The organism is Streptomyces sp. NPDC006435 (assembly GCF_040612315.1).
In the GTDB taxonomy this organism is placed as follows: Bacteria; Actinomycetota; Actinomycetes; order Streptomycetales; family Streptomycetaceae; genus Streptomyces.
In genome coordinates, this window is record NZ_JBEXPY010000033.1 from 43,003 (window position 1) to 56,080 (window position 13,078).

At 69.9% G+C, this 13,078-nt stretch carries 8 protein-coding genes and 1 pseudogene; 2 read left to right on the forward strand and 7 right to left on the reverse strand.

The genetic code is table 11. The annotated features are described in order from the left end of the window. Positions 1-34 precede the first annotated feature (34 nt). Together ABZZ04_RS27910 and adh are read left to right on the forward strand one after the other, a co-directional pair. Positions 35-1,285, forward strand: coding sequence for a GAF domain-containing protein (locus ABZZ04_RS27910; protein WP_356934980.1), 1,251 nt, complete (start codon positions 35-37; stop codon positions 1,283-1,285). 103 nt (positions 1,286-1,388) lie between these two features. Continuing rightward, positions 1,389-2,912 (forward strand): aldehyde dehydrogenase, encoded by a 1,524-nt coding sequence (gene adh / locus ABZZ04_RS27915; protein ID WP_356934981.1) that lies wholly within the window; start codon positions 1,389-1,391, stop codon positions 2,910-2,912. A gap of 70 nt (positions 2,913-2,982) precedes the next feature. Here adh and ABZZ04_RS27920 read toward each other — a convergent pair. From ABZZ04_RS27920 to ABZZ04_RS27950, 7 genes and pseudogenes are all read right to left on the reverse strand, one after another. After that, positions 2,983-3,417 (reverse strand): annotated as a pseudogene (locus ABZZ04_RS27920) (transposase family protein); the annotation flags it as partial. A 171-nt stretch (positions 3,418-3,588) separates the two neighbouring features. Next, a complete protein-coding gene (fabD, locus tag ABZZ04_RS27925) occupies positions 3,589-4,449 on the reverse strand; it encodes an ACP S-malonyltransferase (protein WP_356934982.1) in 861 nt (286 codons plus the stop codon). Positions 4,450-4,588: 139 nt separating this feature from the next. Beyond that, the gene (locus ABZZ04_RS27930; RefSeq protein WP_356934983.1) at positions 4,589-4,810 is read right to left on the reverse strand and encodes a hypothetical protein; all 222 of its coding nucleotides are present in this window, start codon (positions 4,808-4,810) and stop codon (positions 4,589-4,591) included. 756 nt (positions 4,811-5,566) lie between these two features. Beyond that, positions 5,567-6,532, reverse strand: a complete 966-nt coding sequence (locus ABZZ04_RS27935) for a LysR family transcriptional regulator (RefSeq protein ID WP_283855567.1) — start codon at positions 6,530-6,532, stop codon at positions 5,567-5,569. A gap of 765 nt (positions 6,533-7,297) precedes the next feature. Further along, entirely contained in the window at positions 7,298-10,747 is a 3,450-nt protein-coding gene (gene car / locus ABZZ04_RS27940; protein WP_356934984.1) for a carboxylic acid reductase, read from the reverse strand. 137 nt (positions 10,748-10,884) lie between these two features. Beyond that, the gene (locus ABZZ04_RS27945; RefSeq protein WP_356934985.1) at positions 10,885-12,081 is read right to left on the reverse strand and encodes a cytochrome P450; all 1,197 of its coding nucleotides are present in this window, start codon (positions 12,079-12,081) and stop codon (positions 10,885-10,887) included. A 159-nt stretch (positions 12,082-12,240) separates the two neighbouring features. Then, the gene (locus ABZZ04_RS27950; protein WP_356934986.1) at positions 12,241-13,047 is read right to left on the reverse strand and encodes an oxidoreductase; all 807 of its coding nucleotides are present in this window, start codon (positions 13,045-13,047) and stop codon (positions 12,241-12,243) included. Positions 13,048-13,078 lie beyond the last annotated feature (31 nt).

Here is a 13,078-nt window from a genome sequence, read left to right on the forward strand (position 1 = left end):
GGGGGTTCACGACGCCCCTGGACGGGAGGGTGAGTTGACGGATCCCTGGGTGGCACTGGCGGCCGATACGGATCCCGGCGAGCGGATCGGCCAACTGCGCCGCGCGCACGAGGTGTTCACCACGGCGGGCCGGCTGGAACGGCCGGTGAGACCGGTCGTCGGCGAGTCGTGGCGGCGCTCGGCGCGGGCCAGGGTCAGCCCGGACGGTGCGGCCCTGGTCGAGCTGGGCCCGGACGACCTCGGGCCGTACCGGGACGGGCACCCCCTGGCCTCCGCCATGCCGGTGATCCGCGAGCTGATGGGCGCCTACGCGACGGACGGGGAGCACCTGCTCGCGGTGTGCGACGCACAGGGCAGGCTGCTGTGGGTCGAGGGGGCCGCGGTGACCCGGCGGGCCGCCGACCGGATGAACTTCGTGGAGGGCGCCCGCTGGGCCGAGGCGGCGGCCGGGACCAACGCGCCGGGGACGGCCATCGCCGTGGACCGCCCGGTGCAGGTCTTCGCCGCCGAGCACTTCCTGCGGCCGGTGCAGCAGTGGACCTGCGCGGCGGCGCCGCTGCACGACCCGCACACGGGCCGGGTCCTGGGTGCCGTGGACATCACCGGCGGGGACAGGCTCGCGCATCCGCACAGCCTGGCGTTCGTGCAGGCGGTGGCGCGCGCCGCCGAGTCGCACCTCGCGCTGCTCGCCCCCGCGCCGACCGGCGGGAACATGCGACTCAGCGCGCTGGGCCGGGACGAGGCGCTGCTGGTGGCGGAGGGCCGCAGGATCCGGCTCGGCAGACGGCACAGCGAGATCCTGGTGGCGCTGGCCCGCCGCCCCGAGGGCATCGGCGGCGACGAACTCCTCGTCGAGCTGTACGAGGACGAGTCGGTGACCCCGGTGACGTTGCGCGCCGAACTCTCCAGGCTGCGGCGGCTGCTCGGCCCGGACCTCCTGCTCTCCCGTCCCTACCGGCTCTCCGCCCCGGTCGACGCGGACTTCGACACGGTGGCGCGCAGACTGGCGTCGGGTGCGGTGGCGGCGGCGCTCGGCGCCTACCCGGGGCCGCTGCTCCCGGCCTCGCGGGCCCCGTCCGTCGTCCGGCTGCGGCACCGGCTGGAGGAACAGCTGCGGGCGGCGCTCATCGCGCGCGGCGACCCGGGGCTGCTGGCCGACTGGGTGTACAGCCCCTGGGGCGAGGACGACCTCCCGGCCTGGCGGGCACTCGCCGCGGCCGCGCCCGCCTCCCGGCGCCCGGCGCTGCTCGCCAGGGTCCGGACGCTGGACGCCGAGCAGCGTTAGCCGCTCCACGACTCGTGCAACGGGGTTGCAACGTACCGCTGCCTACCCTCGGCGCCGAGGGCCGTCCAACGGCGGACGGCACCGGATCCGGGAGGCCACAGAGATGACCCGCTACGCCGCGCCGGGTGCCGAGGGCGCCATCGTCTCGTACGAGTCCCGCTACGACCACTGGATCGGCGGCGCGTATGTGCCGCCCGCCCGCGGTCAGTACTTCGAGAACCCCAGCCCCGTCAACGGCCGCCCCTTCACCGAGATCGCCCGCGGCACGGCCGAGGACGTCGAACTCGCCCTGGACGCGGCGCACGCCGCCGCGCCCGCCTGGGGAGCCACGTCGGCAGCCGACCGCGCGAACGTCCTCAACCGGATCGCCGACCGGATGGAGGCCCATCTGGAGGAGCTCGCGGTCGCCGAGAGCTGGGACAACGGCAAGCCGGTCCGGGAGACCCTGGCGGCCGACATCCCGCTGGCCATCGACCACTTCCGTTACTTCGCCGGTGCGTTGCGCGCCCAGGAGGGCTCGCTCGGCGAGATCGACGACGACACGGTCGCGTACCACTTCCACGAGCCGCTCGGCGTCGTCGCGCAGATCATCCCGTGGAACTTCCCGATCCTGATGGCGACGTGGAAGCTGGCCCCGGCGCTCGCGGCGGGCAACGCGGTGGTCCTCAAACCGGCCGAGCAGACCCCCGCCTCCATCCACGTATGGCTGAAGCTGGTCGCCGACCTGCTGCCGCCGGGCGTCGTCAACATCGTGAACGGTTTCGGCACGGAAGCCGGCAAGCCCCTCGCCTCCAGCCCGCGCGTCGCGAAGATCGCCTTCACCGGCGAGACGACGACTGGCCGGCTGATCATGCAGTACGCCTCCGAGAACCTCAGGCCGGTGACCCTGGAACTCGGCGGCAAGTCGCCCAACATCTTCTTCGACGACGTGTGGAACGAGGACGACGACTTCCGCGACAAGGCCCTCGAGGGCTTCACCATGTTCGCCCTCAACCAGGGCGAGGTCTGCACCTGCCCGTCACGCGCGCTGATCCAGCGCGGACTGTACGACGAGTTCCTGGAGGCGGGCATCGCCCGCACCGAGCAGATCGTGGCCGGGCACCCGCTGGACACGGACACGATGATCGGCGCGCAGGCCTCCGACGACCAGTTGCAGAAGATCCTCTCGTACCTGGAGATCGGCCGGGAGGAGGGCGCGAAGGTCCTCACCGGTGGTCAGCGGATCGAGTACGACGGGGAGCTGGCAGGCGGCTACTACGTCCAGCCCACCGTCTTCGAGGGCAACAACCGGATGCGGGTCTTCCAGGAGGAGATCTTCGGCCCGGTCGTGGCGGTCACGCCCTTCTCCGACTTCGACGACGCGATCGGGACCGCGAACGACACCCTGTACGGCCTCGGGGCCGGCGTGTGGACGCGTGACATCAACACCGCGTACCGGGCGGGCCGCGCCATCCAGGCGGGGCGGGTCTGGACGAACTGCTACCACGCGTACCCGGCGCACGCGGCCTTCGGCGGATACAAGCAGTCCGGGATCGGCCGGGAGAACCACAAGATGATGCTGGAGCACTACCAGCAGACGAAGAACCTCCTCGTGTCGTACTCGCCGAAGAAGCTGGGCTTCTTCTAGACGCACGGAAAAAGGCGCCTGACCTGGGTTTTCATCCGTCAGGCGCCTTTCGCTGAGTCCGCTCTCGACGCTCGCGTGCCGCCGTCAGGTCGTGTGTCGCGCCGGGCAGCGCGGGTGAGGCCCACAGCAGCCGGCCGAACGGATCGGTCAGCACCTGGACGTTCATGCCGTGATGCCGCTTCTTGCCGGAGCAGTGGGGCCGGTCGGCGGCGATCCGGTCGATCGGCGGCACGGTGCCGTCGAGGATGACGTACGCCTTCGTGCGGGCCGTCGCCATCGCTTCGTCGAGCGTCGGTGCGAGCACGGCCAGGACGTCGATCGCCTCGCGGACGTAGCGGTGGACGGTAGCGAGCCCGATGCCGAACCCGGCCGCGAGCTGGGCGCAGGTGTCACCGCACCGTAGGCGCGCCAGGGCGAGCAGGGCCTGACGGCCCGTGGTCAGCCGCCTCCACCGCATGCCGATCTCCCGCCTGCGGGAGGCGAGTTGCCCGGCCGGATACCGCAGAGTGCGGGTGGACAGATCGATCGAATGGGGCCTCCCCCGCTCGAGCGAAGCCGAGAGGTCGGGGAAGGACAGACAAGCAAGCAAAGCTCCTGGTGGGACACGGTGGATCTTGGTCGAGACACCGTCCACCAGGAGCTTCTTCATATTGCAGGACCGGCCAACTGCCAGACCTCACCGACAGGCTGGAAGACCCTCACTGATCTGACACACCATTTTCAGCAGGGACCGCCCGCCTATTTCCTCGCATTCCAGCGGGGAACCGCCGTCCAGCAGAAAGCGCACGCTGTCGGACCAACGGACCGGCTGCACAAGCTGATCGCAGAGCGTCCGGACGATTTCGCTCTCCCGGTACGGGAGTCCGTTGGCGTTGGCGATCACCGGTGTGTGGAGTTCCCCGAACGCGAAGGTCTTCAGATACTTCTCGAATTCGATACGGGCCGGGTCCATGTACCGCGAGTGGAACGGCCCGCCGACCCGCAGCGGGACGAAGCGCACCCCCCGGCGTGCCAGCGCCGCGTGTGCGGTGCGCAGTGCCTCGGCGGGGCCCGCGACGACGGTCTGGGTGTCGGTGTTGAGGCCGGCCAGGTCCACCGCCTCGACCCCGTCCTGCCGGAAGACGTCGAGAAGCTTCTCCACGGGTAGGTCCAGTACGGCCGTCATACCGCCGCCGGAGGCCGCCGCCATGAGTTCACCGCGCTTTTTGACCAGTCGCAGACCGGTCTCGAAGTCGAAGGCTCCGGCGGCCAGCAGGGCGTTGTACTCGCCGAGGCTATGCCCGAGGTAGCAGTCGGCCCGGCGCTCCTCCCGGCGCTCCCTCTCGAAAAAGTGCAGGGCGTTGACGACGAAGAGCGCGGGCTGGGTGTACTCCGTCCGCGAGAGGACGTTGTCCGGGTCGTCCCGGCAGAGCGCGACGAGGTCGTATCCCAGGAGGTCGCGGGCGAACTCCGTGAGTCCGGGATAGCGGTCGAATAAATCCCCGCCCATTCCCCGGGCCTGCGCCCCCTGCCCGGGGAAGAGAACTGCAAATGGCATAGCGTCTCCCAGAACAGAATCCGCCGAACTACCCGTCACGGCGGTACATCGGCCGAAAAACCCGATCGGCTTTTCGGAAACATCTTTTCCTGGTGGCGACAAGGGTGGTCTCCACCGGATCTCCGAGGCGTCCTCGGTCTCACGTCCCCGATGCCGGTGCGGCAACGGCGTACGACCATGCCCGGGACCCGCTGTCCGCGGTGGTGGCGAGGGCGGCGGGGCCGAGTACGTCGAACAGCAGTAGCGCGCTCTGCAACCGCAGGCAGTTGTCCTTGACCGGCCGGCCCAGGAGGTGTTCCGCCTTCCGCATCCGGTAGGCGACGCGACTCTTGGCGATGTGCAGCCGGCCGACGGCGGACATACCGCGTTCCGTGTCCAGGTAGCACTTGACGGTGGCCCTCGGTTCGGACATCCCGTCGTCGGCCAGCGGTCCGAGTTCACGGTGGCCGGACGCGGCGCTGCGATCCCGCAGCGATCTCAGCAGAATGACCAGCTCCAGATCGGCGTAGTTGTACGGCGACGACCGGACGACGGCGCCGGGACCGGCCGCGCGGATCAGCTCGGCCGTCTCGCCGGCCTGGCGGTGACTGGTCCGGAATTCCTCGGTCCCCTCCCCCGGCAGGCCCGCCGCGATGTGCGCCCCCGCGTGCCCAGGACGTCCGGGGCGCCGCGGCGCGGCGCGACCGCCGGAGCAGCAGGGGGTCTCCGCTGACCTTCGACCCCCGGGCCCACAGGGTCGAGAGACCCACGGGCAGGTTCTGCCGGATGCACTCGCGGACGGACTGGCCGATGACGTCCGGAAGGTCGTCGATCGGAAATCCCGCCAGGGATCGGAGGAAGGGGAGCGCGAGCGCCTCAGCGCAGCGGGCGGTCAGATCGTCGGGGATCCTGGACGGTCCCGCGGACCGGGCCGGGGCGGTCGCGTCCGTCGGCCGGGCGGTCTCCATCGCCCGGCCGACGGCGCCGACGCCGATCTGGAGCCGGGCCTCGCGGAGAGTGGCCTCGTCGCTGACCGCGGCGACGAGCACGGACGTGTCGCGGGACCGTAAGCGCCGGACCCACGGATGTTCCACCATGAGCCTGTGGCTCGCCGGGACGCCGCTCATCGGTCCACCGCTCACCGTGTCCACAGGGATGCGGGTGTGTCGTCCGGGCCCGGCTGCGGGGTCACGTCGTAACCGACCGAGATCACCGAGCGCAGCACGCTGAGGAATGCCTTGGCGCGACCGCTCATGGCGGATCCGGGCATGATGCCCACACCGAGGGACGACGAGGCCAGGTCGTCGACGATGTCGACCGCGCGGACCCTTCGGCCGTCGAACGTGGTGACCGGCGAGGCGCGTTGGTACATCAATGCGAATCCGAAGCCGGCGGCCACGAGCCCACGCATGGTCTCCTGCGTCGTCGTCCTGATCACCGGGGGCATCGCGACGCCCGCGTCGACGCACAGCTTCTCGAAGTGGCGGAGGAGCGGTGGGGAGTCCAGGGTGACAAGGGGCCGGGCGACCAGTTCGCCCAGTGAGACCCGACCGTCATCGGCCCCGGGACCGTCCTCGGCCACGAGGGCATGGACCGGTAGCTCGACGAGCGGGTGGAAAACGGATTCCTCCGCCAGGAAGTCGTAGGTCACGATCATCTCGCATCGGCCAGCCCGCAGGAATTTCAGGATTTCCTCGGCGGATTCCTCGTGCACGTTCAACTGGAGCACCCCATGGCGTTTTTCGATCAGCCGGCAGACCAGCGGCCGGAGGAACGGGGCGATCGGATAGAAGAAGCCGACATCGAGGGGACCCGTGATATCGCTCGCCAGGGAGTCGCTCTGTGCCTTGAGGCTTCTGGCCTGCCTCAGCAGTAAATGGGCTTCGTGCAAGAGGTGGCGCCCGCTGGGGGTGAGGCTCACCCCCCGGGCATGGTGGCGAAGCAGCAACTGGACGCCGAGATGGCGTTCGAGGCGGCGTACGGCCGACGACACCGTCGACTGCGAGGTACAGAGTCTCTCCGCAGCCTCGGATATGTTGCCGAGTTCGGCGGAGACCACGAAGTACTGGAGTTGGGTGAGACTGAATCCCAACTGATCGGTCATAGCACGCATCCGGCGAAAACCTCCTGGAGGGTAACACTCGAACTTGGGTGCAGATCTTCTGAGAGTGCTGTCGATCAGTCGGTGGGTATGGTCTGGTCGCGTTAACGCGTCTGGTGGTTGCAGATGAACTCCTGCTGCTGGCAGAGGCACCTCTTCCACCGTCTCCCGCGCGATCTGCAGCCGCGTCAGCTGCTTCTCCGCGCGCGACAACTCCTCCGACAGACCAGCGATCTGCTCACGCAGCCGCTCGGCCTCGCCTGCGCCTCAGCCCGCCTGGCCTCCAACGCCTCCATCGACGACGGCACACCGCACCCCTCTGGCTCAGCATCGGCACGTCTCACGGCTGGCTCGGCCCCGGCGACGGCAGAAGTCGGCACGACCGGCCACATCCCGAATCTCTGCGAATCACCCTAACGAGGCGCCCTCAAAAGATGTGTGCACCTTTTCGGACTTTACGTCCAGTCATTTTCTTCCTGCGAGGGACTCAGGGGCAATCGGCTCCCGGGGCTTTCGACCGCCTGGAAGTCCCCGGGCCTGTCAGCTATCTCCTCGCCGCCGCCAGAACCGCCCTGTGCCTCTCGCTGCTGGGGACGGCCGCCGCGCTCGGCGTCTTGTCCGGGGCGGGCCACCCGCTCGCCCATCCGGCGCAGACGGTCATCGTGGCCGCAGGTGACACCACCGCCACGGACCACGGGACCGAGTGGCTCCGAGCAGCGGACACCGCTTCCGTGCGGCCCGGACCCCCGCCGGGCCGCACAGAAGTTCTCAGAGCAGGCCGTGCAGCCGTAGATCCGTGACGTACTTCCGGATCAGGTCGGCCGACAGATGGGGGATGTCCCCGTCGGATCCGACCTTTTCGGCGCGTACGGCGGCGCGGAACCGCTCGGCGGGAAGTGCTGAACCGCCCGGCGGCGTCTCCGGCTCGGCGAAGGCGTGCAGCAACGGGAGCAGCGAGTGCCTGCGCTGACGTTCCGGCAGGGCCCGGAGCGCGACCGTGCAGCGGGTGAGCCACTGGGCGTGGTCATCGATCCGCTGGACCGGATGGCCGGCCTCGATCAGCCATTCGACACAGGTGTCCAGCGAGACACCGTCGTCGTGCGGGTTGACCACGTTGAAGATCCGGTAGCCGTAAGTGGCCGGCGCGCCCAGCACGGTGACGGCCTCCGCGGTGAAGTCGACGGGCAGTCCGCCGTAGTGCGCGCGTGCGCCGCCGCCGTCGCCGTCGCCGTAGAACGAGCCCGGCGCGACACCGGTGGCAAGCAGGCTCAACATCAGACGGGTGAAGGTGTCGGACACATTGAGCTGCCCGGGGTGTGTGCTGTGCGCGAGGATGTTGTCGGACCGGAAGACGGCGACCGGCAGACCGCACCGGTCGTACGCCTCCCGGAGCAAGACCTCACCGGCCCACTTGCTGGTGGCGTAGCCGCCCGCGTAGCTCTCGTCGAGGTGCCGTACCGGCCTGATGTCTCGGATGTCGGCGTCCTCGTCCAGGGAACCGCCTGCGGTCCCGAGGCCCACGGCGACGGTCGACACATAGGAGACGGGCTTCAGCCGTGCGGTGAGGGCGAACCGGATCACCTCGGCCGTGCCGGCCACATTCGGGCCGAACAACTGGCTGTAGGGCAGCAGATGGTTCACCAGGGCGGCCGAATGGACGACCAGGTCCACGGTCTCGGCCAGGGTGCGCCAGGTGTTCTCCTCCAGTCCCAGCAGCGGCTCGCCGACATCCCCCGCGAGGACGTCCAGGGTTCCCTCGGCCAGGTCGCGGAAGCGCCGGGACAGTTCGGTGTCACCGCTGCCGAAGCTCTCCTCCAGCCTGCGTCGGGCGGCGGCCGGGTCGCCGCCGCGCACGACACAGACGAGCCTGCCGCCCGCGGGCGCCAGCCGGCCCAGCCACTCCAGGCACAGGAACCGGCCGAGGTAGCCGGTGGCTCCGGTCAGCATGACGGTCCTCGGGGGGCCGTCGGAACGCGGCAGTTCCGCCGCCCCGGCCAGTGTGGCGGCGTCGATGAACTTCTCCAGGGTGAGGTCGGCGGCGCGGACCTCGGTGCTGTGCTCGCCGTGCACGGTGGCGAACGTGGGGCACCCGGCGCGGGCGCGGCGCCGCGCCTCGATGTATCCGGCGACCCGTCTCAGATCGTGGGCCGGGCTGATGATCACCCCGACTGGAACCTCCACCTGGAAGATCTCCTCCAGCAACCGGGAGAAAGAGAGCGCGGACAGCGAGTCCCCGCCCAGGTCGGTGAAGTGGGTGTCGGCGCTCGGCTCGGCGTCCGCGCAGCCCAGCAGCGCCTGGGCGGCCCGGCTGACGGTCTCCGCCACCGGCCGGTCCGGCCCGCACCGCCGTACCTCGCGCAACTGCTCGGCGTGCCCCTCGGCCAGCTCGTCATACAGGCGTTCGAGAGTGGCACCGTAGCGTTCCTTGAGCCGGACGCGCGGCAGTTTGTGACTCTCCGTGTAAAGACCGTTCTCGATGCTGAAGGGCTCGGCCTCGATCAGGAAGTCCCTGGGGATCTCGTACGAGTCGAGGCCGGCCTCCTTGGCGGTCCGCCGGAGCGATTCCGCGAGCAGCGACTTGAGGGACGCGAGGTCGCCTCCGCACCCGGCCAGCGCGTCCGCGGTGGGTACCACCACCGCGAGCAGATAGGCACGCTCACTGTTGCCGTACACATAGATCTGCCGGATCAGCGGGCCGCCCACGAAGACCGCCTCCAGGCGGGAGACGGCCACGAACTCCCCCTGGGACAGCTTCAGGGTGTCCTTGGTGCGATCGACGTAGATCAGCCGGTCGGGCCCGGTCTCGGCGAAGACGTCGCCGGTCCGGTAGTAGCCGTCCTCGTCGAAGATCGAGGCGGTCAGCTCGGGGCGCTTGTAGTAACCAGGAATGAGTGTCTTGGACTTGAGCAGCAGTTCGCCTCGCGGATACGGCAGGTCGGTGCTGTAGTAGCCGAGTTCGGGAACGTCCGCGAGCTTGTAGTCGATGACGGGCGGGCGCTGCACCACCGTGTCCAGGAGGACCCCGCCGGCCTCCGTGGAGCCGTAGCCGGTGTACAGGTGGAAGCCGAGACAGGACTCGACGAAGGACGCGATCTCGCCCGAGACGGGGGCAGTCCCGACGAACGCCTTGGCGACCCGGCCGCCGAGGAAATTCTCCCGGAGGTCCTTTCTGACCGCCGCCTCGACATCGCCGGGCTCCCCGGCCCGCCGGTCCAGTTCGGCGCGGTACCGCTCGAACAGCATGTCGCAGATCCGGGGGACCGCGGTCAACTCGGTGGGACGCACCAGCGCGATGTCCTCGAACAGCGTGGACAGGTCGCTGCGCGCGGTGAAGTAGCCGACACCGCCCTTGACCAGGGAGCCCATCAGCGCGTAGCGGCCGGCCAGATGGCTGTGCGGCATATAGAGCACGCTGACCGGAGGCGTGTCCGCCGCCCCGTAGCTGAACCCGTACCAGGCGGTGCCGACCAGCCGTTGGGTGTACATGGCGCCCTTGGGGGCGCCAGTGCTGCCGGAGGTGTAGATGAGCAGGGACAGCGGGTCCTCGCCGGGGGCGGCGGTGAACAGGGGCGCGGGCGGCAGTCGGCGTCCGCGGTCGATCACCTCGGCCAGGGTGTCCACAGCCACCGGCCGGCCGGCCTCGGCGAGGCGCCGCCGGGCGGCCTCCAGCGCGTCCCGCCCCTCGGGTCCGGGGCGCTGATCGAACACGGTCAGCCGCTGGACGGAGGGCGCCGCCAGGACGGCCGGGACCGCGACCTCCAGATATTCGGCGCTGACGGCGAGGACACGCGGTTCGGTCTCCGCAATGATCGGCCCGAGCTGCGACAGCGGCGCGCTGGACTGGAGGGGGACGGGTACCACACCGGCATGGATACAGGCCAGGTCGAGGGTCGCGTAGTCGACACCGGTGAAACCCAGGGTGCAGATACGGTCGCCCGGCCGCAGCGGGTACTCCGGGTCGTGGTGCCACCGGCTCGCGACGGCGCGGACCCGCGCCCACAGTTCGCGGTAGGTGAGGGTGTCGAAGCGCGGCAGCAGCTGTCCGGTCGCCGGGTCCACGGCGCGTTCGCCGAGGGCCGGGAGGTCCCCGTGGTTCTCGAAGATGGCCGCCATGACCTCAGCGAGCGCCTCGCCCAGGTCCACGGACGCCAGAACCTCGGCGAGTCCCCGGCCCGGCTCGGATGCGGCCGCGGTGCTCGCGTCCTGTGGTTCTGCCATGAACAGCTCTCCCTTGGCGTTGCGGCGAGGTCGCCGGGTCATATGCGAGCGGGTGGGCGCCGGGACGTCCCGGCGGTGCGCCCCTGCCGAAGCCGGCTCCGGCACATGTCACGGTGCCGGGCGCACGGCGGGGTGTCTCACCAGCCGACCGGAAGTGCGGCCACGCCCCGAACGAGGCGCTCGGTCCGCCAGGCCAACTGGTCGGACTCGACCGCGAGATGGAGTCCGGGCAGCCGCCGGACCAGGACTTCGAGCACCACGTTCAGCTCCATCCGGGCCAGTTGGGCACCGAGGCAGTGGTGGATGCCGAATCCGAAGGTGACATGGGGGACCCGCTCGCGCCCGAAGTCGATCTCCTCGGGGCGTTCGAACACCTCGGGGTCGCGGTTGGCCATGCCCAATTCGGCGACCACCGCGTCACCGGCCCGGATGATCTGCCCGCCCAGTTCCACGTCCTCGGTGGCGATCCGGGTGAAGCCGGCGGTGGCGCTGATCGGGATGAACCGGGAGAGTTCCTCGACCGCACCGGGGATGAGCACGGGATCGTCGACGAGCCGCCGCCAGAGGCCGGGCCGGGTCAGCAGGGTGTAGACGAAGTTACCGATCTGGTTGGCGGTGGCCTCCTGACCGGCGGAGAGCAGGCTCACTCCGAGGCCGACGAGTTCACCCTCGCCGAGCGGTTCTTCCTCCTCCCCCGCGACCAGCTCGCCGAGCAGGTCCTCGGTGCGGGCCGTACGGCGCCGCGCGATCAGATCGGCGAGGTATCCACAAAGCTGCTCCCGGGCCGCGGCGGACTGCTCCGGGTCGGAGAGCATCAGCAGGCCGTCCACCCACTCGGTGAACCGGTCGTGGTCGGCCTTGGGCACGCCCAGCATCTCGCAGATCACGGTGATCGGCAGCGGCCAGGTGAGGGCCTGGGTAAGATCCGCATGGCCGCCGGCGGCCACCATGGTGTCGAGCAAGCCGTTCACGATCTCCTCGACGCGCGGGCGCAGTGTCTTCAGCCGGCGGGTGGCGAACGCGTTCGCCACCCGGCGGCGCAGCCGGGTGTGATCCGGCGGGTCCATGCTGAGCATCGAGGTGGCGGGCAGTCCGACCGCGACCGTGCGGGGCACATGGTCGCCCACGGCGGCGGCCCGGCTGAAGCGCGGGTCGGCCAGCACGGTCCGGACATCCGCGTGCCGGGTGACCAGCCAGCCGTCGCCGCCGAAGGGCAGACGCACCCGCAGCACAGGCTGCTCACTGCATATCTCGACCAGATTCGGGTCGATGTCGAGTCGGGTTATCGGTCCGAACGGATACGCCCGGAGGCCGCCCGCAGCTGTCTCGGTCATGGTGTCGGTCCTTCCAGGACTACGTGTGCTGAGGTCGGGTTTCTCCGGCGCACGGACGGGCCGGTTCCCCGCCTCTAAAAAAGCTGGTCGGATTCCTTCATCGAGGAAAGGAAGGGGCGGATTCCTTTATTCGCGAATGACGGGGCAAGATCCCGGCGTTCAGGAAAGTCCGGCCGTCTTTCCGCCGTCAATGACGATATTGCTTCCAGTGATCCATGAAGCGCGTGGGGAGACCAGGAAACCGACCGCTTCGGCGATGTCCTCGGCCGCGCCGAGCCGCCCCAGCGGAATTTCCGCAGCCCAGTTCCCGGCGAGGGCTTCGAGGCCGGCCGGGTCGGCCACGCCGCCGAAATACTCGACCGCCTGTCCGCGCGCGATCTTCGAGGCGGGTGTCTCCACATTGCCCAGGCACACGGAGAGGACCCGGATGCCGTCCGTCGCCAGCTCGGCGGCCAGACCCTTGCTGTACGTCTCCAGCGCGGCCTTGGCGGCGGCGTAGTGGTAAAGGATCGGGTAGGCCGCGATGGTGGCGATGGAGGAGACATGCAGGACGACCCCGCCGCCGCTCTCGCGCAGCGAGGGCACCAGGGCCGCGTTGAGCCGGACCGCGGCCAGGAAGTTGATGTCCATCGTGTACTGCCAGTCCTTCTCCAGGTCCAGCACACTGTGGAAGGAACGGCAGCCACCCGCGTTGTTGACCACGATGTCCACGCCGCCGAGCGTCTCCAGCGCGGCGTCGGCGAACTCGCGCACCCCGTCGGAGGTACTGAGGTCGGCCTTGACGAAGGTGACGCCGGACGGCGTCCCCTCGTCCGGGTTGCGAGCGGAGGTGACCACGGTGGCACCGGCATCGAGGAGGTTGCGCACGATCGCGGCGCCGATCCCGCGGCTGCCGCCGGTGACCACGGCCCGCTTGCCTTCCAGCTCCCCAACGGGCGGCGCGAGAGAACGGCCATGGCTCGTCATACGGGTTCCGCTCTTTCTTTCTCGGGCAGCC